Origin of the sequence: Pseudomonas sp. LB-090624 (assembly GCF_003205205.1) — a bacterium.
GTDB lineage: Bacteria > Pseudomonadota > Gammaproteobacteria > Pseudomonadales > Pseudomonadaceae > Aquipseudomonas.
The window spans coordinates 70,833-96,385 of the sequence record NZ_QJRL01000016.1; the positions used below are offsets into that span (position 1 = coordinate 70,833).

Sequence of the window (25,553 nt, forward strand, 5' to 3'; positions counted from 1 at the left end):
GGGGACCTGTCCCCATTCTTGACGCCCTTTTATTTAGCGCGCATCAGGCGCCGCAAGGATTTGTTTAACAAAGCATTACAGAAATACCGGTTGGCACAGCCGTTGCTCAAGGCCCTTTACCGGGCAAAACGCCATCGATGGCTTTACGCCATGCGGCCGCGAGTGAGGCATAAAGCAATGAAAACACCTGCCGTGATCCACCCAGCTAGGCACGCTTTCCAGCTGTCCTCTGTCACCGCGCTGATGCTCAGCCTTGGGCTGATCACGGCCATGGCATCTTCCCTTGATGACAACAGCCAGCCATCGCCGACCGACCCGTCGGCGTATACCGAACAACCCGCTGACCCAACCACTGCACTGCTCAACCTGAACACCTTGCCCGAGGCTAACGAAGGCTCGCTGGAGCTGACAGATGGCGCGTACGGCGACCGCAACACAGTCACTACCGACAACGTGTTGCCGCCGGCGCTGCAAACCTCGGACAAATACCCCACCAACGGCAAACCCAGCCCGTTGTTCGGCGCCCAGCCGTTCACCCAGCAACTGCTGCTGTTCGAGGAATTCGGCACGGAAAAACTCGACCCCACTCTGCCGCCGCCAAGCCTGACATTCCCGGTGCCTACCCTTGGCGCAGCACCCGCTCAGGACCCTGACAAGGTGGCCCGCAGCGGCCCCAGCGGCACGGCCCTGGAGGCCTTCCTCAAGCAACCTGGTCTGTACCCGTTCCCTACCCAGTATTCCAATGTGCTCGATCGCAACCCTTGGAAGGCGCAGATCGAGATGTTCCTCAACCGCCAACCAGTCGGTTCGCCGGCAGAGGGGCGGCCACCAGGAAAAGGCTGGTCGCACCAGCGCTGGAACGAGTTCTACCCACAGGCAGCATTCAAGACCGCGCAGGCCGGTGCGCGCATCAATCTTGGCCTGCGCGACCGTAAACAACTGCACAACTACGCGGTCGGGGAGTTCGCGCCCGGCGGCCTGTATTACCAGACATCCGACATCCCCACCACGCTGGGCACCACCAAAAGCATCGACACCCGCTTCCACCCAAGCATGCCGCTGCAAAACCACAAGTCGGTCTGGACCTTCGACGGGACCTTCCCGCCCAAGCTGCTGATGGTGCGCTACGGCCAGCCGGTGCTGATGCGCCATTACAACGCCCTGCCGATCGACCCGTCGGCCAACGGCGGGTTTGGCCTGCACACTCTCTCCACCCACGAGCATAACGGCCACTCGCCGGCCGAGAGCGATGGCTTTGCCAACGCCTATTTCTTCCCCGGCCAGTACTATGACTATCGCTGGCCGGTGCAGCTGGCCGGCTATGACACCATCAACACCCGTGCCCAGGACCCGCGTGCCGCCTTCCCCTGCTCCCCGGGTGAAACCCTGTTCGTCAACGACGCCTCGCCGGGCCTGAAAACCTGCGAAAACGGTAGCATCAAGATTCGTGGCGACTGGCGCGAAACCATGAGTACCCACTGGTTCCACGACCACATGATGGATTTCACGGCGCAGAACGTCTACAAGGGCAACGCCGTGATGATGAACTATTACAGCGCCCTGGACCGCGGCAACGAAGCACTGCAGGACGGCGTGAACCTGCGCTTCCCCAGCGGCTCGTCCATGCCGTGGGGCAACCGTGACTACGACGTCAACCTGGTGATCGCTGACAAGGCCTGGGATGCCAATGGCCAACTGTGGTTCAACCCCTTCAATACCGACGGCTTCCTCGGTGACCAAATCCTGGTCAACTGGCAGTACCAGCCCCGGCTCAAGGTTCGCGCACGCAGCTACCGCTTCCGTATCCTCAATGGCTCGGTGTCGCGCTACTTCAAGTTTGCCGTGGTACGCGAGATCGCCGGTAGCAGCGGTGAGTTCAAGGGCCCGTCTGGCTCCAACCTGTCCTATGCACGGGTGCCGTTCCACATGATCGCCAACGACGGCAACATCATGGAACACGCTGTGCCGTTCGACGGCTCCATGGACCTCAACGGCGACGGCAACCTTCAGGACAGCAACGGCATCCTGCCGCTGCAAGCCATCGCCGAGCGCTACGACATCATCATCAATTTCGCCAAGAACGGGATCAAGGCGGGCGACAAGCTGTACTTCGTCAACCTGATGGAGCACCAGACCGGCAAGGGCCCGGAAGCCGCCATTCCGCTGGCAGACGTGCTGTCGGGGAAATACAAGGCAGTGATCAAGCAAACCAGCAAGGGCCCGCAGTGGGACAACGGCGACCCGGTGGTTGGCAAGTTCCTGCAATTGATCGTGCAGCCCTACACCGGCCAGGACCTGAGCATGGACCCGGTAGCCTACGAACCAGCCAAGCCAGGCAAGGCTGCAGGCCTGAAGATGCTGCCGCTGCCGATTGACCGCAACGCTGCTGGCGACCTGGCCAAGATCAAGGATGCCCGCCACCGCGAGTTCATCTTTGGCCGCTCCGACGGTACCGACACCAACCCGTGGACCATCAAGACCGACGGCGGCTTCGGCTACAGCATGGACCCCCGACGCATCAGTGCGGCCCCCCAACTGGCCAACCAGTCCACCGATGGCGGGTTCAGTGGCGATGGCACCCTGGAAGTGTGGAAAATCAAGAACGGCGGCAACGGCTGGAGCCACCCGGTGCATGTGCATTTCGAGGAAGGCGTGATCCTCAGCCGCGACGGCAAGGCGCCACCCGAGTGGGAAAAATGGGCGCGCAAGGACGTGTATCGCATCGGGTCGGAGGCCGACTCTTCGGAGGAAGTGGAAATCGCCATCCGCTTCCGCGAATTCGCCGGTACCTACATGGAGCACTGCCACAACACCCAGCATGAGGACTCGTCGATGCTGCTGCGCTGGGACATCGACCGCCCCGGCCAGTTCCAGGTGATGCCGACGCCGCTGCCGGGTTGGGACGGTGTGCAGTACATGGCCTCGGTAGGCCTGCCTACCTTCCGCACCGAAGGCCATGATGACAACGACGACCCGGCCAACAAGCCACCCGTCGCGGCCAATGACAGCGCGGCGACCACCGCCGGCACGCCCGTCACCCTGAACGTGCTGGCCAACGACAGCGACCCGGATGGCAACGTGCCGCTGACGGTCACCGGCCTCAACCAGCCAGACTCTGGCAAGGGCACGGTAAGCACTGACGGCACCACGGTGACCTACACCCCGCCGGCCACGATCAATGCCCCCTTCACGGCCAGCTTCAGCTACACGGCGCGTGATGCCAAGGGTGCCGAGTCGCTGACACCGGCCACGGTCAGCATCGCCGTGAGCCAGGCAGCGGCGATGGACCAGATTCAGGTCACCAGCGCCACCGTGCAGGTACGCAGCGGCAACCGCTTCACCTGGGATGTCTCGGGGACGACCACAGTGGCCACGGGCAACAGCATCAGTGTAACGGCGGCGACCACTGGCGGGCCGGTGAGCCTGGGGACTGCAACGCTCACGGCTACGACTAGCGGTGCCCGCTGGCGGGTTTCGGTGACCACCACCGGCTACGGCCCGGCCACACCGGCGACGGTGACCGTGAAATCCGCGCTGGGGCAGAGCGTGACGGCGCCGGTCAAGTACCAGTGAGTGACAAGCGGGGGCCGCTCTGCGGCCCTACGCAGGCGCTTCGAGGCGCTCAGGCAACTCTGTCATCCAAGCCCAACTGCCAACCGACGAGGACCCCATCATGTCCGGTTCATGGCGTTTCCTGCTGGTAGTCGCGCTGTTCGCCGCCAGCGTCCCGTTCTGGCCGCTGCAACCCAGGCAACCGGTAGCCGAAGAGGCCGCCACACCTTGGGGGGCCGACTACTTCCCCAACATCCCCCTTGTCACCCAGGACGGCGAACGCGTGCACTTCTACGACGACCTGATCAAGGGCAAGGTGGTCGCCATCAACTTCATCTTCACCGGGTGTTCCGATTCATGCCCGGTGGAAACCGCCCGTTTGCGCCAGGTACAGAAAATCCTCGGCGACCGGGTCGGCAAGGACATTCACCTCTACTCCATCAGCATCGACCCCTACAATGACACCCCCGCTACCCTCAAGCGCTACGCCGAAAAGTTCGGCATCGGCCCTGGCTGGACCCTGCTCACCGGCGAACCCGGCGACATCGAACAGCTCCGCCGGCGCTTGGGGCTGTGGATCGATGGCCTGGAAAACGGCCGCTACAAAGACCACAACTTGAGCCTGATCATCGGCAACCAGGCCACCGGCCGCTGGATGAAGGCTTCTCCCTTCGAAAGCCCTTACATCCTCGCCGACCGCATGGGCAACAGCCTGCACAACTGGAAGCAGGCCAGCGCCACGAACAATGACTACGCCCAGGCCCCCCAGGTACGCCCGCCCAGCAGTGGCGAGCAGATATTCCGCACCCGCTGCTCGTCCTGCCACACATTGGGCAACAACGAGCCCGGCCAGCCCGGTATCGGCCCGGACCTGCTGGGGGTGACCCGCCAGCGTGATGCCAACTGGCTGACCCGCTGGCTGAAGGAGCCGGACCAGATGCTGGCCGAAAAAGACCCGTTGGCCCTGCTGCTGTACGAGCAGTACAACCGCCTGGCCATGCCCAACATGCGCCTGGGTGATGCCGAAGTCAGTGCCCTCATGAGCTACCTCGAAGAAGAAACCGCACGGCTGCAAACGCCTGTCGCGGACAGGGGAAAACCTTAAAGGCTATTCGCCATCAGTCATCAGGCTGTCATCTCACTGTCGTATTTTTCCCGCATCACCCAGGGTCGGGAACTCTCAGCAGTGATTCGCCGTTCACTTTCCTCCGCCAGCCTTCTGCGGCTGCTGATCCTGATGCTCTGTGCAGCGACCCTGGCCTTTCTATGGGGGCTTCATTCCACTCAGAAAGCTGCCGCACGCCAGGGTGCGCTGTCGGCCAAGGCCGCCGAGCACCTGAACCTGGCCAGCATCGTCGGCGAAAACCTGCGCCAGTTGGTCGACCGCACCCAGGCGGTGGGCCGGGTCACTCAGGACGACATGAAGGTACAGCCCCGGGGCAACTTCAGGCTGGCGCGGATCCTTGCCGAAGACCCTGTGTTCAAGCGCATGGGTTTGTACGACCGCCGCGGCAAGTTGCTGTCGGCCAGCCACGCCGACGAGGCGCCTGAGTTACCTGGCCCGTGGTTGCAGCAGCTTCAGCAGCACGTCGCACGCTACGGTTTCACCCCGTTTCTGCCGAGCATCCAGCCCCATGACCTGCCGGTCGCCCTGCCCACCTGGCGGCTGCCCTTCCTGCTGCCGCTGACGGGCCCCACCGGTCGTGAAATCGACACCATCCTGGTGGTGCAGCTGGACATCGGCTACCTGGCAGTGCTGTTCCAGCACATCGACCTGGGCAGCACCGGCCTGGTGCGGCTGCTGCAGGATGATGGCCTGGAGCGGCTGCGCATCGACACCAGCGGCGTGGCGATGGCCAGCGATAACTTGCAGCCCCAACTCACGGACCTGGGAGCGGACACGGGCGTGCTCACCCAGTACGTTGCCGGCGAAGCCTACCAGAGCCTGTACCGGCGGATACCTGAGCGAGGTTTCAGCGTGGTGGTCAGCCAACGCCAGGACGAGATCCTGGCGCCTTCGACGCGGGCCTATGCGCGACAGTTCTGGTTGAACCTGAGCATGACCCTGATGATCATCGCCAGCCTTCTGTGGACCTTGCGCCTGTTGCGCAAGCGGCAGGAGGCCTTCAATGCGCTGGAGCAGGCCCAGCAGGTCAACCAGCAACTGATCGGCCGCCTCGAGGACGAACACCGGCGCAGCAGCCATGCCGCCGCCACCGACCACCTCAGTGGCCTGCACAACCGTCGCCAGTTCGTCGAAGTCGCCGGCCAGGCCCTGACCCGCCAGCGTGGCAAGCGCCGGTTGATGGCGATCCTGTTCATCGACATGGACCGGTTCAAATCGATCAACGACTCCCTCGGGCACAAGATCGGCGACCTGTTGCTGCAGGCCGTCGCCGGACGCATTCAGCGCCTGCTGGAACCGGGCGACGAGGCTTCGCGCTTTGGCGGTGACGAATTCGTGGTGTTGCTGGCCGGCGAACGCAGCGAGGAACAGATCAATGCCTGGGTTCGCGAACTGGTGCAGAAACTGTCGGCCACCTACGCCTTGGACGGGCAGGAAGTCAACACCAGCCCAAGCGTCGGCGTCAGCATCTGCCCGCGCGACGGCCAGGACATCGACAGCCTGATCCGCAGTGCCGATGCGGCGATGTATTCGGCCAAGCAGGCCGGGCGTGCGCAGTATCGCTTCTTCGACCCTTCGCTGAACCTGGCCGACATCCAGGCCTTTACCCTGGAGCAGGCGTTTGGCAGTGCCCTGGCCGAGCGCCAGTTCGTGCTGCACTATCAACCGCAGATTCGCCTCGATACCCAGCAGGTGCTGGGTTACGAAGCACTGGTGCGCTGGGACCACCCCGAATGTGGTCTGCTGTACCCGGACCGCTTCATCGAACTGGCCGAGCGCAGCGGGTTCATTGTCGACCTGGGCTGGGAGGTGCTGCGCCTGGCCTGCGAAGCTTTGGCAAGCTGGGATGCCCAAGGGAGGGAAACGCGGCTGGCGGTGAATGTATCGGCGCTGCAACTGCGTCAGGACGGTTTCGCTGCACGGTTGCTGAGCAAGTTGCAGCGGCACGGGATCGCGCCCCAGCGGCTGGAGCTGGAAATCACCGAAACCACTATCCTCGACCCCGAGGGCACCGCGGTAGGCCACTTGCATGCCTTGCGTGGCGCTGGCCTGGGCATCAGCCTGGACGACTTTGGCCGCGGCTACGCCGGCTTCGCCCACTTGCACTCGTTGCCATTGAGCAAGCTGAAGATCGACCGCTCGCTGATTGCGCCGCTGTCCAACAGCCCAGATGACAGCCCGATCGTGTCTTCAACCATCATCCTGGCCAAGCGCCTGGGCCTTGAAGTGGTTGCCGAAGGCGTGGAAACCCGTGAACAGGTGGTGTGCCTGAAACTGGCCGGCTGCGATATCGCTCAGGGCTATCATTTCAGCCGGCCGCTGTCGTCCGCGCAGCTGCTCGACTACCCGCCATTCAACGGCGTCGAGCAAGCGGATGCACCCGCGCACACCGGCAAAGGTGCACCCACCGGGTACGTAGCATCTACACCACAGGCGATGCGGGACAGCCGAACCTTTTCGGTTTAAGGTGTACCCATCCTCACCGGCTCCTCGCACCATGACCGACATCGAGCGCTACCTGCGCGCCGCCACCCGTGACAACACCCGGCGCAGCTACCAGGCTGCCATCGAGCACTTCGAAAGCCATTGGGGCGGCTTTCTGCCAGCCACCGCCGAGAGTGTCGCCCGCTACCTGGCCGACCATGCCGACCAGCATGCGGTCAGCACCCTGCGTCAGCGCCTGGCCGCGCTCAGCCAATGGCATGTCGCTCAAGGTTTCCCCGACCCCACCAAAGCGCCCTTGGTGCGGCAGGTGCTGCGCGGCATCCGCACCCTGCACCCGGCACCGCCCAGGCAGGCTGCCCCGCTGTTGCTGCAGCACCTGCAAACCGCCGTAGGGCATTTTGCAGAAGAAGCCCGCCAGGCCCGTGAACACCACGACCTGGCGGCCTTGCGCCGGGCTCGGCGTGATGCTGCATTGCTGCTGCTGGGCTTTTGGCGTGGCTTTCGCGGTGATGAGCTGGCGCGTCTGCGCATCGAGCACATCCAGGCCGAAGCCGGCGTCGGCATTACCCTGTTCCTGCCGCGCAGCAAGGGCGACCGCGAGGCCTTGGGTGTGCAGCACCGCACCCCTGCCCTCAAAGCCTTGTGCCCGGTCACAGCCTACCTGCAATGGCTGGAAGTTGCCGGCATTGCCCACGGGCCCGTGTTCCGCAAGCTCGACCGTTGGGGCAACCTCGGCGACAGCCCACTCAACAGCAACAGCCTGGTGGGTCTGCTTCGGCGCATGCTGGAACGTGCCGGGGTGCCGGCGGCACTGTACACCGGCCACTCGCTGCGGCGCGGTTTCGCCACCTGGGCCACCGCCAATGGTTGGGAATTGAAATCGTTGATGAGCTACGTGGGCTGGAAAGACGCCAAGTCGGCGCTGCGCTACATCGATTCGGCGCAACGCTTCGGCGAACTGGCCGTGCTCCCGGCCAGCCAGGCCCAGCCGCTCATTCCCTGAAACTGTGCCGGGCGATGCCGCCGGTTTCCGGGCGAATGGCATACAGGTCACCGGCGTCAGGATAATGGTGCAGGTCTTCGGCACTCATGCCGAAGCGCGCGGTACTGATGTACAAGGTGTTCAGCCCGGGGCCGCCAAAACAGCAGCTGGTCGGGCATGGCACTGGCATCCACACCTGCTCGGCCAGGTGGCCGTGGCGGTCGTAGTGCAGCAGGCAGCTGCCTTGGTACTGGCATACCCACAGCCCGCCTTCACGGTCCAGCGCCAAACCGTCTGGCCGGCCGAGCTCGGCAGGGGTTTCGGCAAACAGCGTGACCGCGCCCAGCCGGCCTTCGCTGAGGTACTCGGCGCAATAGATCGCGCGCGCCGCAGAGTCGACGAAATACAACGTACGACCATCCGCCGACCAGGCGAGGCCCGTTGGCAGTGCCAGGTCATCGTGGATCACCTGGTCGCGCAGTTGCCCGTCAAAACGGAACAGGGCCCCGGTGTTGCCACTCAGGGCATCGTCCATCAACCCGGTGACGAAGCGCCCCTGCGCGTCGCACGCGCCGTCATTGAAACGGTAGGACGGCCGCGGATGCACTGACGTCGAGTGCTGGCGCACCTTGCGGGCCGGCACATCGTAGATCGCCACGCTGGCATCTTCCGTAAAGATCAGGTTACCGCGGTCGCTCAGTGCGAGGGCGCCAATACGCGCGGCAGACTCGTAAAGGTTCTGGACTTCGCCGTCCGGCGTCAGGCAGTTGATCCGGCCGCCGGAAGTGTCGACGAAGTACAACGTGCCGCTACGCTCCTCCCAGACCAGGCTTTCACCCAGGTCCGCGCGGGTGTTGGCGACCTTGACCGGCACGTAATTGCATTCCTTGATGCGGTTCCAGCGCTCGACCACTTCCGTTAGGTCGCCGGCCTGCACCCGGCCCAGGTCACGTGGGTAGCTGACGCCGCTGTTTTCATTGAATCGCGTGGCGGTGAACTGGCCATTGCTGGCCCTCAGGATGTAGCCGGTGTCATGGCACAGCGCGCTGGCCAGGTACAACACCCCGGGCGTAACCCATTCGGGTTTCAGCTCTTGCGGCGGCTGGCTGATGCCCCACATGCGGGTTTTGGCCACCGGCGAAATCGCATTGACCAGAATCCCGTGCTCCTGGCCTTCCATGCTCAAGGCATTCATGATCCCGACCTGCGCCATCTTGCCGGCGGCATAGGCCACCAGCCCAGGCTGTGCATAGCGCTGGTACATGGCGCGGTCCGAGGTGGTCAGCACTACCCGTGGTGCAGCGGAGCGCTTGAGGTGGGGCCAAGCGTGCTTGGCCAGCCACACCGGCGCCTGCACGTTGATGCCCAGTGCGCGCTTCAGGAAGGCGTCTTCCTGTACTTCGATACGCTGGTAATCGACCCAGCCGGCGTTGTGGATGAGGATATCCAGCGCACCGAAATGGGCGATAGCCAGCTCTATCAGCTGCTGGCAGGCACCCTCGTCGTCAAGCTGACCAGCGTGCCCCACCACCGCGTAGCCCTTGGTGCGCATCGCTGCCAGCGCATGTTCGAGTGTCGAGGCATCCTGCCCTTGGCCTGAACGATCGGTGCCCAGGTCGCTGATCACTACCCGCACGCCGCGCTCGGCGAGGGCCATGGCATAGGCCAGGCCCAGGCCCTGTGCGGCCCCGGTGATGACCGCTACTTTATTGTGGAAAGGGTCTGCAACGGGCATTTCTGGCTACCTTGGATTTCTCCTTTTTAAGATATCAACAAAAAAATCAATGACTTAATACTAAAAGCGTGCAACTTTGATACCTCATGGATATCACCGCCGGCCCAAGGCCTTGCAGGAATGCTGGATGATCGAAACACGTCTCCTTAGGCAGTTCATTGCCGTGGCTGAAGAGCTGCACTTTCACAAGGCCGCCGAGCGCCTGCACATGGCGCAACCGCCGCTGAGCCAGGCAATCAACCGGCTTGAGGAGAAGCTGGGCTTCGGCCTGCTGCTGCGCAACAAGCGCGGGGTGCGCCTGACGGCCGCTGGCACGGCGTTTCTCGATACCGCCTACCGCACACTGGCAGAGTTGGATCAGGGTATCGAGTACGCCCGCCATGTGTCGGCGGGGGTCAGCGGCAAGCTGACCATCACCGCCATTTCCATCGCCTACTACGACGCGTTGCTCGGCAACTTACGCCGCTTCCGTGAGACTTACCCGGACGTACAACTGACCATTCGCGAGATGCCTTCGGCCTCGCAGGCCAAAGCGCTGCTGGCCGGTGAGGCAGACATCGGTTTCATGCGCAGGCTGCCCCTGCCTGCAGGTACCCTCGAAGCACGCTTGCTGCTCGACGAGCAGATCGTGATGGCCTTGCCCGCCGCCCACCCCAAGGCGCAATCGAGCGAGATAGAACTGCGCGAGTTCGCCGAGGAAGATTTTGTGTTCACCCCGCAAGCGTTGGGCGGCGGGTACCATGCGCAGTTGATTGCACTGTGCCAATCGGCGGGGTTCTACCCCAAAGTGGTACAGGAGGCGGCGCAGATCCATACGCTACTTGGCCTGGTGGCCTGCGGTTTTGGGGTGGCCCTGGTACCGGCTTCGTTCGCCAGCTCTACGCCGCGCGAGCGGGTGCAGTTTCGCTCGATCCGCCCGTTTGATGACCAGCCCGCCCCCGGCATTGGTCTGTACATGAAATGGAGCGCCCAGAATACGTCGCCGGCCCTGGCCAACTTCATCGCCCTGTTCGAAAACCAGGGCATCACCGGCGACTAGGCTCTGTCTGAAAGTCTGAAGCGAAGGTCAGGCAAGACGAAAACGGCCGCGCAAGATGCTGTTCAGCACTGCTTGGCACAGCGCCACAGGCGCCCGATATCACAGGCGCGCGCCTGCAGCAACTCGGCGGCATTGGCGCACGCCTGCTCCAGGCTCATCGGCCCACTGGCCAAGGCGAACGCAGCATCGACACCATGGCCATACAACTGCTGGTAACCCTCACCCAAGGTGCCGGCCAGCACCACCACCGGCACAGCATGACGCTTGGCAACCCGCGCCACCCCCATCGGGGTCTTGCCGCGCAGCGTCTGCGCGTCGAACCGCCCCTCACCCGTCACCACCAGGTCGGCGCCCTGCACCAGGGCATCGAGCCCGGCCAGTTCGGCCACCACCTCTACCCCGGGGCGGAACTGCGCCGCCATGAATGCCCGGGCAGCGAAGCCCATGCCACCGGCAGCACCGCAACCCGGTTCGTCCCGCACATCCACGCCCAGCAGCCGCGTACAATGGTCGGCAAAATGCCCCAGTGCCTGGTCCAGGGCCTGCACCTGCTGCGGGTTCGCGCCCTTCTGTGGGCCGAAGATCGCCGACGCCCCATTGGCGCCACACAGTGGGTTATCGACATCGGCTGCCACTTCGAATTGCACTTCGGCCAGCCGCGGGTCGAGGTCGCTCGCGTCGATCCGGGCCAGCCTGGCCAGGGCCAGGCCGCCCTCTTCCAGCGGCTGACCGTCGGCATCCAGCAGCCGCAGGCCCAATGCGCGCAACATGCCACTGCCGGCGTCGTTGGTAGCACTGCCGCCAATGGCCAGCACCACGCGTTGCGCACCGGCAGCCAAGGCGGCGGCAATCAGCTCGCCAGTACCCCAGGTGCTGCTGCGGCAGGCATCACGCTGGCCGGTCGGCACCAGTTGCAAGCCACTGGCCTGAGCCATTTCGATGATGGCCGTGCGGCTGTGCGACAACCAGCCCCAGCCGGCCTCGACGCTTTGCCCCAGCGGCCCGCGCACGATCTGGCGGCGCAGTTCGCCGTGGCTGGCAGCCAGGATCGCATCCATGGTGCCTTCGCCACCGTCGGCCATCGGGCACTCGACCAGCTGTGCGTCCGGCCACGCCTCGCCAAGGCCCGCAGCAATGGCGCGGGCGACAGCGGCAGCGTCGAGGCTGTCCTTGAACGAGTCGGGGGCAATGACGATCTTCATGGGGATTCTCCTGTCCTGATGGCGGCATGCTGACAGTTGTACGCCCAAGCGGCCTCGGTCAAATGCACAAAACGCCGGCCGGGTTGTTTGGGCAGATGCCTTTGTGCCTGCGGTCTGAACCTTTGGAGGACAATCACCGGATCGTTCACGGTCAGTCTGGGGGCAACAGTTGCAACCCCAAGTACAAGCTGAACATCCCTTCCATCCGCAGCGGATCGACTTCGCCCAACTCGGCAATCCGCTCCAGACGGTAACGCAGGCTGTTGCGATGAATGCCCAAGGCATCGGCACAGGCCTGGCTCTGGCCGTCATGGGCACACCAGGCGCGCAGCGTGGGCAGGAGCTGGCCGCTGCCGTCCTTCGCGCGAATACGCAGCAACGGTTCCAGCAGTTCATCCAGCGCGTCATCGTTGCGATGGCGCCACAGCAGTGCCGGCAGCCGGTAGCGCTGCAGGCTGAGCAGGCGTTCGCCAGGCACTACCTCTCGGCCGTAAGCCAACAGGTCACGTACCCGGCGGTAACCGCGGCGCAGCTGCTCCAGGCTCTGCGCAGCGCTGCCCAGGGCCAGCCGCTCCACCTCCCAGCCATGTCGCTGCAAGCGTTCCAGCAAGCGCGGCTCGTCCAGCGCCAGCCCGGCCGGGCGACACCACAGCAGCGAGTGGCGCGCGGGGCTGACGCACCAGCTGTCCGGGTAGCGGCTGATCAACCACGCGGCAAGCGCCTCGGCGGCAGGCCCCGAGGCCAGCTCGAACAGGCACGGTACCCGTGGCAACTGCGGCTTGAGGCCCAACTGCCGGGCTTCGTCGAGCAAACGCGGGGAGTCACCGCTGCCCCCCAGCAACAAGGCCAGCAAGTCATCACAGCGCTGTCGACGCCATTTCTGGTCGGCCTGCAAATGCCGTTGGGCCAGCAGCATTTCGGCGGTCATGCGTACCAGTTCGCCGTAGGTGCGCACCTGCTGCGGGTCGCCTGTCAGGCCTAGCACGCCCATCAGCCGCCCATCGAGCATCAGCGGCAGATTCACGCCGGGTTGCACGCCCTTCAGGCACTTGGCCGCGTCAGTATCCAGCTCGACGATCCTGCCATTGGCCAGCACCAACTGCGCCCCTTCGTGACGGGTGTTGATGCGCTCCGGCTCGCCACTGCCAAGGATCAGGCCCTGGCTGTCCATGACATTGACGTTGCAGGGCAGAATGGCCATTGCCCGGTCCACGATATCCTGTGCCAGGTCATGGTCGAGTTCGAACATTGAACGGTCCTTTGGGTGTTAGGCTTTTGGGCCCGGGCACAGCAGCCCGGGCCGATCGCTGTGCAAAAGCACAAAGACAGGCACGCCGCAGTCCCCGAGACTCGTCAGGGCGAGCGCCGGAACAGGCGACGCGGCGACAACCATAACAACAGAGAACCCGATCATGGCACACAGCCCCGCCCCTGACCAAGGCATGGATACCTCCCGCAACGCGCTGTACCGGCGCATCACCCTGCGGCTGATTCCGTTCATTTTCATCTGCTACCTGTTCAACTACCTGGACCGCGTCAACGTCGGCTTCGCCAAGTTGCAGATGCTCGACGCCCTGAAATTCAGCGAAACGGTATACGGCCTTGGCGCCGGCATCTTCTTCATCGGCTACGTCTTGTGCGGCCTGCCGAGCAACCTGGCGCTCAACCGCTTCGGCCCGCGACGCTGGATCGCGCTGATGATGATCGCCTGGGGCAGCCTCTCCACCTGCCTGCTGTTCGTCACCACCCCCACCGAGTTCTATACCCTGCGCCTGCTCACCGGCGCTGCCGAAGCCGGCTTCTTCCCCGGTGTCGTGCTGTACCTCTCGCGCTGGTTCCCCGCCGCCCGCCGCGGGCGCATCATGGCCCTGTTCATGTCGGCAATCCCGGTGTCGGGCCTGCTCGGCGGGCCGTTCTCCGGGTGGATCCTGCAACACTTCGCCGCCGGCCAGCACGGCCTGGCCGGTTGGCAGTGGATGTTCCTGATCCAGGGCTTGCCGACCGTCACCCTGGGGGTAATGGCGGTGTTCCTGCTCAGTGATGGCTACCAGAAAGCCGCGTGGCTGAGCCCGGCGGAACGCCAACTGATCGCCGCCGATCTCGACGCCGATGCCGCCAGCAAACCGAACACCGCAGGCGACAGCGTGCTGGCCGTGCTGACCAACCCGCTGATCTGGACCTTCGGTTTTGTCTATTTCTGCATCCAGAGCGGCGTGTACGCGATCAACTTCTGGCTACCCTCGATCATCAAGGGCATGGGCTTCGACAACCCGCTGTTGATCGGCTGGCTCAGCGCCATCCCGTACCTGCTGGCCGGTGTGTTCATGATCCTCTGCGGTCGCTCCGCCGACCTGCGCAACGAGCGCCGCTGGCATTTGGTCGTACCGATGCTGATGGGCGCCCTTGGCCTGCTGATCGCGGTGAACTTCGCCGGCACCCCGAGCATCGCCATTCTCGGTCTGTCGATCGCCACCATGGGCGCCCTCACCGGCCTGCCGATGTTCTGGCCCATGCCGACGGCGCTGCTCAGTGCCAGCGCCGCTGTCGCCGGTTTGGCGATCATCAACTCGGTAGGCCAGATGGCCGGTTTTCTCAGCCCGTACCTGGTGGGGTTCATCAAGGACCAGACCGGCTCGACCGATGCCGCGTTGTATTCGCTGGCCGCGCTGATCGTGCTGGGCAGCCTGGTGGCCTTGCGCGTGACCCGGGCGGGTGTGTTGAGCTCTGCACTCACCCGTTGAGGTGTTCGCGAGTGATTCCGGCCACCTCGCCGTCACTCTACAGGGCTACCGTTTCGCGGTAGCCCTTTAGCACGATTATCATCTTCATCAGGGAGCATGGTGTCCCCGTCAGCGCCAGCGTGTCACCCGGCGGGTTGAAGCTTCCGATCGTCAGATCAACGCATCCCCCTCGCTACCCAGGCGTCAAATGGTTTCAAATCCCCTTGGAGAAACCCCATGACCGAGCACGCCGTGGCCCGCCTGGACCAACTCGACGAACATCGCCCCCTGCGCGTCCAGGCCGGTAGCGAAGAACTCATCCTCGTCCGTCAAGGTGAGCAGGTACACGCTTTTCAAGGCAACTGCCCCCATGCCGGGGCGCCACTCGACGAGGGCGTAGTCTGCGGTGGCCTGCTGGTCTGCCCGTGGCACAAGGCTGCGTTCGCCGTTGACGACGGCGTGGTCTGCGAGCCACCTGCACTGGCCGACCTGCGCCGCTACAAGGCGTGGGTCAAGGGCGATGAAGTCTGGGTCGATGACCAGCCCTTGCCAGCGATCGAGCCGCCAAGGCACAGCGACGCCCGCTGCTTCGTGGTGGTGGGTGCCGGTGCTGCCGGCAGCGCCGCAGTCGCCACCCTGCTCAACCATGGCTTTTCCGGCCGCCTGGTGTGGGTCGACCAGGAGCGCCAGCCCGCCTACGACCGCACTGCACTCAGCAAATTCGTGATAGCTGGGCAGATGGCGCCCGATGAGGTCCCCGCGCTGCTCGAAGCCGACGCACTGCGCAAGGGGCACCTGGAGCGTAAGCACGGCAAGGTGCGCAGCCTCAACAGCCAGAAACGCCAACTCACCCTCGCGGACGGGCAGCAGATCGAGTATGACGCCTGCCTGCTGGCCACTGGCGCTAAAACCCTGCGCCCTGAGCTCCCAGGTGTCGACCTGCCAGGGGTGTTTACCCTGCGTTCGCGCGAGGATGCTGCCCAGTTGCTCGACGCCATCGAACCTGGCCAACCGGTGGTGATCGTCGGTGACGGTTTCATTGGCCTGGAAGCAGCCTCGGCCCTGCGCCAGTACGGCGCGCAAGTGCATCTGGTCACTCGCCACGACGTCCCGCTGGCGCGGCAGCTGGGTGAACGCATCGGGCGCAGCATCCGTGCGTTGCATGAACGCAAAGGGGTCATCTTCCACGGCCCTACCGAGGTAGAGCGGATCGATGGGCAGGACAAGGTCGAAGCGGTAGTGCTGGCCAATGGTGAGCGATTGCAAACGCCACGGGTACTGCTGGGGATTGGGGTAAAGCCGGCGACCGCTTTTTTGCAAGGCGTGCCGCTGGGCGAGGACAAGTCGGTGCGCGTCGACGCGGAAATGCGCGCTGCCGAGGGCCTGTGGGCTGCGGGCGATATCGTGACCTTCCCGTTGACAGGCCGCCTGGTCCGTATCGAACACTGGCGCCTGGCCCAGCAGCACGGGGTGATCGCTGCCGCCAACATGCTTGGCGAGCAGCGCCGCTATGCCGACGTGCCGTTTTTCTGGACCTACCAGCATGGCCGCACGTACGAAGTGCTGGGGCACGCGCAGGACTGGAACCGGATCGCGTTCGTCGGTGAACCGGAACAGGGTGACTTCATGGCCCTGCAATGCGTGGATGATCGCGTCGAAGCGGTGATCGCCATGGGCTACTCCGACACCATGGCGACGCTGTCGCAACGCATGAAGCGTCCCTTGACCTTACAGGAGGCGATGGCATTGATCGGTTGAGCAGCGCCTTTCAATGCACCCTGGTTGTGTGTAAAACAGGCAGGTCAGCCGATTGCAAAAGGACCCACGCGCATGATCTACCGCCCTCTTGGCCACAGTGGCCTGCAGGTTTCCGCCCTTACCCTGGGCAGCATGATGTTCGGCGAGCAGACCAGCACCGAGGACGCCCTGCGCATCATCGACAAGGCCTGGGACCAAGGTATCAACTTCATCGATACTGCCGACGTGTATAACGCCGGGCGCTCAGAAGAAATCGTCGGTGAAGCAGTGGCGCGTCATCGCCAGGACTGGATCGTCGCCAGCAAGGTCGGCTTCGGCCCGTCCGACGGCCTGCCCAACCGCAGCGGATTGTCGCGCAAGCACATCTTCAACGCCCTTGAAGCGACGTTGACGCGCATGCGCATGGACTACCTGGACATCTACTACCTGCACCGTGAAGACCGCCAGGTGCCCCTGGAAGAGACCGTACAGGCCATTGGCGACCTGCTGCGCCAGGGCAAGATCCGCTACTGGGGCGTGTCCAACTTCCGTGGCTGGCGCATTGCCGAGGTCTGTCACATTGCCGAGCGCCTGGGGGTACCAAAACCGGTGGTCAGCCAGCCGCTGTACAACATCGTCAACCGCCAGGCCGAGCCAGAGCAACTCACAGCTGCGGCCGCGCACGGTCTGGGCGTGGTGCCGTTCAGCCCGCTGGCGCGAGGTGTCCTCAGTGGCAAGTATGCGCCCGGGGCAGTGCCGGACGCTGGCAGCCGTGCCGGGCGCCAGGACAAGCGCATCATGGAGGTGGAGTGGCGCCAGGAATCGCTGGCGATTGCCCGGCAGATCCAGGCCTATGTCGAGGCCAAAGGTGTGGGGATGGTCGAGTTCGCCATTGCCTGGGTGTTGAATAACCAGTGGGTGAGTTCCGCTATCGTAGGGCCGCGCACCGAGGAACAGTGGGAGACCTATGGGGGGGCGCTGGCGGTGAAGATCACCGCCGAGGACGAGGCGTTCATTGACTCACTGGTGACGCCGGGGCATGCGTCGACCCCAGGGTTCAATGATGTCGCGCATTATGTGAGTGGGCGGTTGGCCCGCAGCTGATCGTCTTCCTGCACTGGCCTCTTCGCGGGCAATGGGAGCCCAACGCCGGGCTCCCAGTCCCTTTTTCATCGCGGCCCGATGCCTGGCTCATGACAGGACCTTGATGACCAGCAAATGCAGCGGATAGAACAGGTAACCCCAGCGCCCCACCGCAGGCACCCGCCATTCATCCTGCCGTAACAGCAGCACCCCGAGCGGAATCGCCAGGGCTGCGGCAACCAGTGTCAGCACCGTAAACGGTGCCAACAGGTGCTCGCGCAACCAGCTATTGGTCAGATTGCCGCCCGCAGCCAACAGGCAAGGCAACAACCCGACAACCCCACCTTGCCTGCGCGCCATCAAGCAGGCGCCCGGCAGCAACACCCCCGGCAACCCATACATCAGCTGCTCACGCAACAACCAACCTGCCAGCAGGCTGGCGATGCCAAGCACGCGTGCCGATATCAAGGGGTGATGCACACCCCAGGCAACCACCAGCCCCAATGCCAGGGTGGGCATCACGCTGAATGTCTGCGAGCCACTGTCCAGCCAACGATACGCAGGCTCGGACAGCACCACGAACATCAGCATCAGCGCCAGATAGCGCAGGTTGCCAAGGGTATACAGCGCCCCCGCCCCGGCTCGCCCCACGTTCACTGCTATCGCCAGGCAGAACAGTGGAAACGCCAGCCGCCCCAACACGAACAGGCCATCGGCCTCGGGCCACAGAAAACGCAAGTGATCGACGACCATGGTCAACATCGCCGTCCATTTGACCAGATCCAGCCCGGCCGAGCGCACTACCTAGCGCTCGCGCTCTGCGGGGCTGACGCCCAGATAGCGCTCGGTCCACACTGCCAGAGGCAAGGGTGGCTGCTGGTCGACAATGCGCCGCCAGATCAACGCGAGGTCTGCGCCACTGAACATCGAACCTGGGCCAGCGCCCTGGAACATCGAAGGCACATCGACAATCCAGCGCCCCTGGTTGTCACGGTGGGCCATGTTGAAACGGAAGGTGTAGTTGCCTGGAATACCCATACGCAGGTCGGTGACCACCAGCGCATCACCGACCTGGTCGTAGCGCAGCCAGTCATCGGTGAACCAGCGCAACCGCTGGTGCAGGGGATCATCGCTCAGCGCTTGCGCAAGCTGCAGGTTTCGCGACAGGCGCTGCATCTCTGGCGCTTGTCGGTCGAATGCACTGCTGATGCCTTCGTAGTAGTCCCCTTCCGCGGTCTTGGCCAGCACCCGCCAGACCAGGCTGTTGAACGCGATCGGCACGGCGCGGACCTCGCTGGTAGCGATGCCGCGCTGGTGCAGCGCCGCCTCGAAGCGCTGCTCGGCCGCCATGCGCCCGGCAAGGCCAAACCCCAGGTAGGCGGTACTGAATACCAACGCCAGGGTCAACAGGCGTTCAGCCCTGGCAGTCACGCCCTTGGCGATGGCGTAGATGACCGCCAGCAGCAGGGGCACGGTATAGACCGGGTCGATGATAAACACCGCCGCCCAGCTTTGCGGGGTACCTTGCAGCGGCCAAAACAGCTGCGTGCCGTAGACCGTGAAGGCGTCCAGCAACGGGTGGGTAACCAGCACCAGCCAGAATGCGAGGAACAGCCGTGGCAAGGTATAGCCCTTGCCAGGCCAGCATTTGTTGACCAGCCAGGCCAGCAGCAAGGCCAACCCCGTGAGCACGAACAGCGAGTGGGAAAAGCCACGGTGGTAGGTCATCTGCGACACCGGGTCGGCGTAGCGGATGATCACATCGAGGTCGGGCAGCGTGCCCAGCGCTGCGCCATACAGCAGCGCGCGGCGGCCCTGGATGCGACCGAGCACGGTGCCTTGCAGGGCAGCGCCGAGTACAGCTTGGGTGATGGAGTCCAAGGGGTGCATTCCTGGCAGGTGATCGCTGGAAACTACCCTCAACCAAGGCCGATAGGCAAATGCCTGCCTTGTTGCTGATGCAACGGTCCACCTGGGTGCGCTCCTGCAAAAGGCGCCTGAAGCGTGAGAACGCACCGGGCCGCGGTTAGAACAACTGCCAGGTATAAACCAGCGTCAGGCGGTTCTCGTCGATATCGCTGCGGTAGTTGGACCGCGCCATGGCGTTCCTCACGCGAATCCCCAGCCCCTTCAGTACCCCGCTCTGCACCGCATAGCCAATATCCAGATCGCGCTCGCGGTCGCGCCCTTCATAGCCCTGCCCGGTATCCACATTGTTACCGGTTATGTAGCGCACCGTCGCCGTCAGCCCAGGTACGCCCATGGCGGCGAAGTTGTAGTCGTAGCGCACTTGGTAAGAGCGTTCATCGGTGTAGGCGAACTCATACGTCGGTACCTCGTTACCCAGCGGCGAGATGTTGGCGAACACCCGTGGGAAAGGGCTGTCGCCATATATGCCCTGGTAGCCTGCGTGGAAGCTGTGCCCGCCATGCCGGGCGGTGAACATCGAGAAGAACGCCTGGTTGTCGATGTTGCCCAGCAATGCACCGCCCTCTTCACGCGCGGTGAAATAGCCCAGGTTGGCGCTGAGCACCCATTCCCCCACTGGCTTGCTGTGCTTGAAGCCGACAAAGCCTTGCTCGTAGATATCCTCCAGCTGGCCGTACCACAGGCTGACACTGCTCTGGTTGGCATTGAACGCGTAGTCGCCGCCAACGTAGTTGAAGGCATCGCTCTGGGCCTGGCGCATCGGCACATGGCCAAGCATCGCGTTCATCTTGCCGTCGCCGCCCTCGTTGCGCAGGTGGGTGCTTTTCAGGTGGCCGGCCTGTACGGTCAGCCCGTCGATCTCCGCCGAACTGATACTGGCCCCCTGATAAGTGGGTGGTAACAGGCGGATATCACTGAACGTCAGTACCGGCAAGTTGGGTTGCAGCTCACCCACACGGAGTTCGGTCTTCGACAGGCGCGCCTTGAAGGTGGGTGCCAGGCGGCTGTACTCATCGGCAGCGCGGCCATCACCGTGCACCGGCAGCAGGCCGGTGTTCACCCGGTCGGGGCTGCTGTCGAGCTTGATGCCCAGCAGGCCCAGGGCATCCACGCCAAAGCCGACCCTCCCCGGGGTGTAACCGCTCCTGAAGTCGAGGATGAAACCCTGGGCCCACTCCTCGGCCCTGGACTGCTGGTTGGCCCCGACAATGTCGGAAAAATCGCGGCTGAAGTAGTAGTTACGGGCGCTCAGGGTGGCCTTCGAGTCCTCGAAGAAGCCGCCTTCGGCAGCCAGCAATGGTTGGCTGAGCAAAGTCAGGCCCAGGGCGACGCAAGGGGTGTGATTCATTCCGAAGCTCTCTTGATCTTGTTGTTATGGGTAAAGCGTTGGGAACACGGCAATTCAGGATGTACGGCGCAGCACCTCCCGGACACGTGGCCGGCGCAGCCTGAGCAGGGCGTGGGCCAACACGCCGAACAGCAACCCCCAGAACGCTGCCGACAGCCCGAGGAACGCCACCCCGGAAGCGGTGACCAGGAAGGTGAACAGCCCGGCATCACGCTCTGCCGGCTCTGCCAGGCTGCGGGCCAAGGCCTCGCTGATGGCGCCATACAGGGCCAGGCCAGCCAAGGCAGCGATCAGTGCGGCAGGAAAGGCTGCGAACAAAGACATCAAGGTGGCGCCCGCGATGCCCAGCAGCAGGTACAGCCCACTGCCAGCCACTGCCGCCACGTAGCGCCGGCGTGGGTCCTCGTGGGCTTCATGCCCGGTACACAGGCTGGCAGTGACCGCCGCCAGGTTCAGCCCGTGGCAACCAAACGGCGCCAGGACAGTACCGGCCAGGGCACTGGCACCGATCAGCGGGCTGGCCGGCGTGCTGTAGCCGGCGTTACGCAATACCGCCATGCCAGGCATGAACTGCCCGGTCAGCGCCACCAGCACCAGGGGCAGTGCCAGGCTGAACACGGCTGGCAGGCTGAACTGCGGGGTGATCCACTGGGGTGACGCAAGCGCCAGCACCAGCGCCTCGCTACGGAACGCGCCGCTGGCCACTGTTACCAACGTGCCCACGCAAAGTACGGCGGCCACTGCATAGCGGGGCTGTAACCGGCGCATCAGCACGTAGGTGACGAACATCCCCAGCACCAGCAACGGCTGCACCGGCAATGCCCGGAACACCTCGATGCCGAAACTGAACAGGATGCCGGCCTGCATGCCCGCAGCGATCGACCCTGGCAGGCGCGCGATGATGCGGTCGAACGCCCCGCTGATGCCGATCAGCAGCAGGATCAGGTTGGCCACCAGATAAGCCCCCACGGCCTGGGCCAGGCCCAATTGCGGCAACGCGGTGACCAGCAGTGCCGAGCCAGGGATGGACCAGGCGATCACCACCGGTACGCGGTAGCGCAGGCTGAGCAGCGCACCCAGCACCGCGCTGCCCATGGACACCGCCCAGACCCAGGATGACAGTTGCCGGTGCGACAGGCCGGCGGCTTCGGCGGCGTGGAAGATGATCACCAATGGCCCAGCATAGGAAATCATCGTGGCGATGCAGCCTGCCACGATGGCGGACAGCGAGCTGTCCCTGATCAAGGTTTTCATGAATTTCTCGCAAGGCAGCTGCCGGCCTGGTGGCTGGCTTTGGTGGTGTGTTGCCTGCTTCGCGGTGGCTTAGGCCTCCTGCAAAGCCCGTGACCGCCCACTGGCTAGGTGTACGGCCATGGCCAGCGCCGCGATCGCACCAGGAATGGCGAATGCGATGAAATTGAGTTGCAGCGGCAGGTTGATGCCCATCAGCGCGCCACCCAGCAGTGGGCCGACGATGGCGCCGTTGCGGCCGATGCCCGAAGCCCAACCCAGGCCGGTGGAGCGCACCGACAGGCCGTACATCTGTGCAGCGCCGGCATACAGCAGGATCTGCGTGCCGATGGTAGTGGCACCGGCAATGAAGATCAGCAGGTACAGCACCGGCATAGGGCTGTTCACACCCAGCAGGCTGATCGACAGCGCGGCCGCAATGAAGAACACCACCTTGACCTTGACCAGGTTGTAGCGGTCGCCCAACCAGCCGCCGAGGATTGCCCCGGCCATGCCGCCGAAGTTCAGTGCCAGCAGGAACGACAAGCTGGAGCCCAGGCTGTAACCGGCGTTGGCCATCAGTTTCGGTAGCCACGAACTGAGCGCATAGACCATCAGCAGGCAACAGAAGAACGCCAGCCACAGCGCCAAGGTGCGAATGGCCAGGCCGTTTCTGAACAGATCGAGCACCGATGCCCCGCCGGCTTTGCGATCAGTTGCCTGCAGCACATCATCGGCCTGTACATCGCAGCCTGGGTCCAGTCGCTTCAGCAGCCCTCGCGCCTGGTCGCTACGCCCCTGGCGCACCAGAAAACCGATCGACTCTGGCAGGTAGTAGAGAATCACCGGCAACAGCAGCAGCGGCACGGCCGCGGCAAAGAACATGGATTCCCAGCCGTAGCGTGGCAGCATGAAAATGCCGACACCCGCCGACAGCATGCCACCCAGCGAATAACCACTGAACATGATCGCCACCAGCGTGCTGCGCAGGCGCTTGGGCGCGTATTCGTTCATCAATGCCACGGCGTTGGGCATCAGGCCGCCACAGCCCAGGCCGGCGATGAAGCGATAGATGCCGAATTCACTGGGGCTGCTGGCGAAGCCATTGAGGATGGTCGCCCCCGAGAACAAGGCAAAGCAGATGGCAATGCCCTTCTTGCGCCCGATGCGATCAGCCAGGCTGCCGAAGGCCAAGGCGCCGAACATCATGCCGAACAGCGCATAGCTGCCCAGGGCACCGGCCTGCAAGGGGGTCAGGCCCCACTCTTTCATGATGACCGGCAGTACCACACCGTAGATGAACAGGTCATAGCCGTCGAAAATCAGCAGCAGGCCGCACCAGGCCATGACCATCCAGTGGAACGAGGTAAAGCGCGCGTTATCGATGATCGGGTGTACGTCAAGGGTTCGCATGGCATCTGTCGCTCTTGTTTTTGTTGTGTTGGAAAGCTGTTGCCCTGAAGGTGTTGCTTAGCCGAGGTCACCGCCCCCTACCGGCAGGGTCACGCCGGTGATGTACGAGGCTTCGTCGGACGCCAGGAACAGAATGGCCCCGACCTGTTCGTCGATGCTGCCGTAGCGGTGCATCAGGCTGCTGTCGAGGGTCTGGTCGACGATCTGCTGGTACCAGTGCTTTTCCTGCTCGGTTTGCGCTGCACTGTTGCGGGGTACGCGCCGGGGCGGCGCTTCGGTGCCACCCGGCGCGGTGGCGTTGACCCGGATCCCGCGGCCCGCCGTTTCGAAGGCCAGGCAAGCGGTAAGCGCATTGACGCCGCCTTTGGCCGCGCCATAGGGCACACGGTTGACGCCGCGGGTGGCGATGGAAGAAACGTTGACGATGACGCCGCTGCCGCGTTCGAGCATGTACGGCAGCGCAGCATGGCAGCACCACAATGTCGGAAACAGCGAACGGCGTACTTCGGCCTCGATCTGTTCGACATCGTAGTGCTCGAAAGGCTTGGCCCAGATGGTGCCGCCGACGTTGTTGACCAAGATGTCGAGGCGGCCGAAGGTTTCCACCGCACTGGCCATGACCCGGGCGCAATCGGTATGTAGTTCCAGGTCGGCGTTGAGGGTAAGCATGCCTTCACCCGCCAGCTCGTGGACCAGTTCGGAACGGTCCACCGCTACCACTTGCGCACCTTCGGCCTTGAGCCGCCAGCACACGCCACGGCCGATGCCTTGTGCGGCGCCGGTGACCAGGGCAACCTTGCCTTGGAATCTGTTGTTCATATGCAAATCTCCAGTTCGCGAGAGACCCTGTGGCAGCCACTGTCTTGCTCAAAGCCTGAAAGGCTGCGCGATGACTGTGGGAGCGGGCATGCCCGCGAACACGGGCGAAGCCCGTGCCCTCCACCGCGCAGCCCGTTCCCACAGGGTCGGCGTATTGCTTTGAATCAGAGGGGGCTGTCAGGCCGCAGCCGCAAACTTCTCGTAGTAGAAGTTGGCCGGGGTGATGCCCTGTTCCCGCACGTACTGGCTGACCGCCTCGACCATCGGCGGCGGCCCGCACAGGTACACATCGACATCGCCGTCGTTGAGGTGGCGTGGCTCGATGTGCTGGGTCACATAGCCCTTTTGCGGGTACTGACTGTCCGGGTTGGCCACGCAGGCGCTGTAGGTGAAGTTGGGGATGCGTGCTGCCAACGCCTGCAGGCGGTCGAGCTCGACCAGGTCAAAGTCGTTGGTCACTCCGTAGATCAGGTGCAACGGGTGCTCGCTACCCTGCTCGGCGATCTTCTCCAGCATCGCCGTGAACGGCGCCAGCCCGGTACCACCGGCCAACAGCAACAGCGGGCGCTGGATCGGCCGCAGGTAGAAACTGCCCAACGGCCCGGCCAGGCTCAGGCTGTCGCCAGCCTTGGCAAGGTTGGTCAGGAAGCTGCTCATCAGCCCGCCCGGCACGTTGCGGATCAGGAAGCTGACTTCGCCGTCCTTCTGCAGCGAGCTGAACGAATAGGCCCGGCTGTGCTCGCTGCCCGGCACCTTGAGGTTGACGTACTGCCCTGGCAGGAAGGCCAGGCGGCTCAAGGCCTCGCCCTTGATCGACAGGGCAATGGTACTGGCCGAAAGCTGGCGCACAGCGCTGATGGCGGCCTCGAAACTGGCCTGCTCGGTCTTGCACAGCTGCGACGAGGCCGGAATGCGGATGACGCAGTCGCTTTCGGCGCGCATCTGGCACGTCAGCACGTAGCCTGCGGCAATTTCGTCCTCGCTCAGTGCGTCTTCGATGAAGTTGTCGCCAAGCTCATAACGCCCGGACTCAGCCTTGCATTTGCAGGTCCCGCAAGCGCCGTCGCGGCAGTCCAGCGGAATGTTTATACCCTGGCGGTAAGCGGCGTCGGCCACGGTTTCTTGAGCGGTGGCTTCAATGAAACGGGTAACCCCGTCTTCGAAATTCAGTGCGATCTGGTAGCTCATGTTGC

At 64.0% G+C, this 25,553-nt stretch carries 17 protein-coding genes and 2 pseudogenes; 8 read left to right on the top strand and 11 right to left on the bottom strand.

The window, feature by feature from the left end:
- Positions 1–177 precede the first annotated feature (177 nt).
- From DMX11_RS16230 to DMX11_RS16245, 4 genes and pseudogenes are all read left to right on the top strand, one after another.
- Positions 178–3,573 carry an Ig-like domain-containing protein gene (locus tag DMX11_RS16230; protein ID WP_110745425.1) on the top strand — a complete coding sequence of 1,132 codons (3,396 nt, stop codon included), beginning with the start codon at positions 178–180 and terminating at the stop codon, positions 3,571–3,573.
- Positions 3,574–3,673: 100 nt separating this feature from the next.
- On the top strand, positions 3,674–4,657 hold the full coding sequence (locus DMX11_RS16235) for an SCO family protein (RefSeq protein WP_110745426.1): 984 nt from the start codon (positions 3,674–3,676) through the stop codon (positions 4,655–4,657).
- Between the two features lie 81 nt (positions 4,658–4,738).
- A pseudogene (locus DMX11_RS16240) lies at positions 4,739–7,045 on the top strand (putative bifunctional diguanylate cyclase/phosphodiesterase); the annotation flags it as partial.
- Positions 7,046–7,175: 130 nt separating this feature from the next.
- Entirely contained in the window at positions 7,176–8,126 is a 951-nt protein-coding gene (locus DMX11_RS16245) for a site-specific integrase (protein ID WP_110745427.1), read from the top strand.
- On the opposite strand, the gene DMX11_RS26255 is transcribed toward DMX11_RS16245, so the two are convergent.
- Entirely contained in the window at positions 8,116–9,225 is a 1,110-nt protein-coding gene (locus DMX11_RS26255) for an SMP-30/gluconolactonase/LRE family protein (protein ID WP_256590625.1), read from the bottom strand. The genes DMX11_RS16245 and DMX11_RS26255 overlap by 11 nt on opposite strands.
- Before the next feature lie 6 nt (positions 9,226–9,231).
- Positions 9,232–9,840: pseudogene (locus tag DMX11_RS26260) on the bottom strand (SDR family NAD(P)-dependent oxidoreductase); the annotation flags it as partial.
- A 127-nt stretch (positions 9,841–9,967) separates the two neighbouring features.
- Here DMX11_RS26260 and DMX11_RS16255 point away from each other — a divergent pair.
- Complete coding sequence (locus DMX11_RS16255) at positions 9,968–10,879, top strand: LysR family transcriptional regulator (RefSeq protein WP_110745429.1); 912 nt, start codon at positions 9,968–9,970, stop codon at positions 10,877–10,879.
- A gap of 62 nt (positions 10,880–10,941) precedes the next feature.
- Here the strand turns inward: DMX11_RS16255 and DMX11_RS16260 are convergent, their stop codons facing one another.
- Positions 10,942–12,081 (bottom strand): glycerate kinase, encoded by a 1,140-nt coding sequence (locus tag DMX11_RS16260; protein ID WP_110745430.1) that lies wholly within the window; start codon positions 12,079–12,081, stop codon positions 10,942–10,944.
- A 151-nt stretch (positions 12,082–12,232) separates the two neighbouring features.
- The gene (locus DMX11_RS16265; RefSeq protein ID WP_110745431.1) at positions 12,233–13,330 is read right to left on the bottom strand and encodes a sugar diacid recognition domain-containing protein; all 1,098 of its coding nucleotides are present in this window, start codon (positions 13,328–13,330) and stop codon (positions 12,233–12,235) included.
- A 163-nt stretch (positions 13,331–13,493) separates the two neighbouring features.
- Here DMX11_RS16265 and DMX11_RS16270 point away from each other — a divergent pair, with 163 nt between their 5' ends.
- The 3 genes from DMX11_RS16270 to DMX11_RS16280 all read left to right on the top strand — a co-directional run bounded on the left by DMX11_RS16270 (position 13,494) and on the right by DMX11_RS16280 (position 17,642).
- Positions 13,494–14,822, top strand: a complete 1,329-nt coding sequence (locus tag DMX11_RS16270; RefSeq protein ID WP_110745432.1) for an MFS transporter — start codon at positions 13,494–13,496, stop codon at positions 14,820–14,822.
- A gap of 216 nt (positions 14,823–15,038) precedes the next feature.
- On the top strand, positions 15,039–16,559 hold the full coding sequence (locus DMX11_RS16275; protein ID WP_110745433.1) for an FAD-dependent oxidoreductase: 1,521 nt from the start codon (positions 15,039–15,041) through the stop codon (positions 16,557–16,559).
- 72 nt (positions 16,560–16,631) lie between these two features.
- Positions 16,632–17,642: an aldo/keto reductase gene (locus tag DMX11_RS16280; RefSeq protein ID WP_110745434.1), complete on the top strand. Its 1,011-nt coding sequence runs from the start codon at positions 16,632–16,634 to the stop codon at positions 17,640–17,642.
- Positions 17,643–17,729: 87 nt separating this feature from the next.
- Here the strand turns inward: DMX11_RS16280 and DMX11_RS16285 are convergent, their stop codons facing one another.
- From DMX11_RS16285 to benC, 7 genes are all read right to left on the bottom strand, one after another.
- On the bottom strand, positions 17,730–18,422 hold the full coding sequence (locus tag DMX11_RS16285; protein ID WP_110745435.1) for a TraX family protein: 693 nt from the start codon (positions 18,420–18,422) through the stop codon (positions 17,730–17,732).
- Positions 18,423–18,425: 3 nt separating this feature from the next.
- Positions 18,426–19,502 (bottom strand): metal-dependent hydrolase, encoded by a 1,077-nt coding sequence (locus DMX11_RS16290; protein WP_110745436.1) that lies wholly within the window; start codon positions 19,500–19,502, stop codon positions 18,426–18,428.
- A 145-nt stretch (positions 19,503–19,647) separates the two neighbouring features.
- Positions 19,648–20,898 carry an OprD family porin gene (locus DMX11_RS16295; protein ID WP_110745437.1) on the bottom strand — a complete coding sequence of 417 codons (1,251 nt, stop codon included), beginning with the start codon at positions 20,896–20,898 and terminating at the stop codon, positions 19,648–19,650.
- Positions 20,899–20,952: 54 nt separating this feature from the next.
- Positions 20,953–22,152, bottom strand: a complete 1,200-nt coding sequence (locus DMX11_RS16300) for a benzoate/H(+) symporter BenE family transporter (RefSeq protein WP_110745438.1) — start codon at positions 22,150–22,152, stop codon at positions 20,953–20,955.
- A 69-nt stretch (positions 22,153–22,221) separates the two neighbouring features.
- A complete protein-coding gene (locus DMX11_RS16305; RefSeq protein WP_110745439.1) occupies positions 22,222–23,541 on the bottom strand; it encodes an aromatic acid/H+ symport family MFS transporter in 1,320 nt (439 codons plus the stop codon).
- Positions 23,542–23,598: 57 nt separating this feature from the next.
- Positions 23,599–24,360: a 1,6-dihydroxycyclohexa-2,4-diene-1-carboxylate dehydrogenase gene (locus DMX11_RS16310; protein ID WP_110745440.1), complete on the bottom strand. Its 762-nt coding sequence runs from the start codon at positions 24,358–24,360 to the stop codon at positions 23,599–23,601.
- Positions 24,361–24,537: 177 nt separating this feature from the next.
- Positions 24,538–25,548 carry a benzoate 1,2-dioxygenase electron transfer component BenC gene (gene benC, locus DMX11_RS16315; protein WP_110745441.1) on the bottom strand — a complete coding sequence of 337 codons (1,011 nt, stop codon included), beginning with the start codon at positions 25,546–25,548 and terminating at the stop codon, positions 24,538–24,540.
- Positions 25,549–25,553: the final 5 nt, after the last annotated feature.

Excerpts from the sequence above, each read along its gene's own strand:
- DMX11_RS16230 (WP_110745425.1), top strand. The coding sequence starts at position 178 with ATGAAAACACCTGCCGTGATCCACCCAGCTAGGCACGCTTTCCAGCTG.
- DMX11_RS16235 (WP_110745426.1), top strand. The coding sequence starts at position 3,674 with ATGTCCGGTTCATGGCGTTTCCTGCTGGTAGTCGCGCTGTTCGCCGCC.
- DMX11_RS16245 (WP_110745427.1), top strand. The coding sequence starts at position 7,176 with ATGACCGACATCGAGCGCTACCTGCGCGCCGCCACCCGTGACAACACC.
- DMX11_RS26255 (WP_256590625.1), bottom strand. The coding sequence starts at position 9,225 with ATGTGGGGCATCAGCCAGCCGCCGCAAGAGCTGAAACCCGAATGGGTT.
- DMX11_RS16255 (WP_110745429.1), top strand. The coding sequence starts at position 9,968 with ATGATCGAAACACGTCTCCTTAGGCAGTTCATTGCCGTGGCTGAAGAG.
- DMX11_RS16260 (WP_110745430.1), bottom strand. The coding sequence starts at position 12,081 with ATGAAGATCGTCATTGCCCCCGACTCGTTCAAGGACAGCCTCGACGCT.
- DMX11_RS16265 (WP_110745431.1), bottom strand. The coding sequence starts at position 13,330 with ATGTTCGAACTCGACCATGACCTGGCACAGGATATCGTGGACCGGGCA.
- DMX11_RS16270 (WP_110745432.1), top strand. The coding sequence starts at position 13,494 with ATGGCACACAGCCCCGCCCCTGACCAAGGCATGGATACCTCCCGCAAC.
- DMX11_RS16275 (WP_110745433.1), top strand. The coding sequence starts at position 15,039 with ATGACCGAGCACGCCGTGGCCCGCCTGGACCAACTCGACGAACATCGC.
- DMX11_RS16280 (WP_110745434.1), top strand. The coding sequence starts at position 16,632 with ATGATCTACCGCCCTCTTGGCCACAGTGGCCTGCAGGTTTCCGCCCTT.
- DMX11_RS16295 (WP_110745437.1), bottom strand. The coding sequence starts at position 20,898 with ATGAATCACACCCCTTGCGTCGCCCTGGGCCTGACTTTGCTCAGCCAA.
- DMX11_RS16300 (WP_110745438.1), bottom strand. The coding sequence starts at position 22,152 with ATGAAAACCTTGATCAGGGACAGCTCGCTGTCCGCCATCGTGGCAGGC.
- DMX11_RS16305 (WP_110745439.1), bottom strand. The coding sequence starts at position 23,541 with ATGCGAACCCTTGACGTACACCCGATCATCGATAACGCGCGCTTTACC.
- DMX11_RS16310 (WP_110745440.1), bottom strand. The coding sequence starts at position 24,360 with ATGAACAACAGATTCCAAGGCAAGGTTGCCCTGGTCACCGGCGCCGCA.
- benC (WP_110745441.1), bottom strand. The coding sequence starts at position 25,548 with ATGAGCTACCAGATCGCACTGAATTTCGAAGACGGGGTTACCCGTTTC.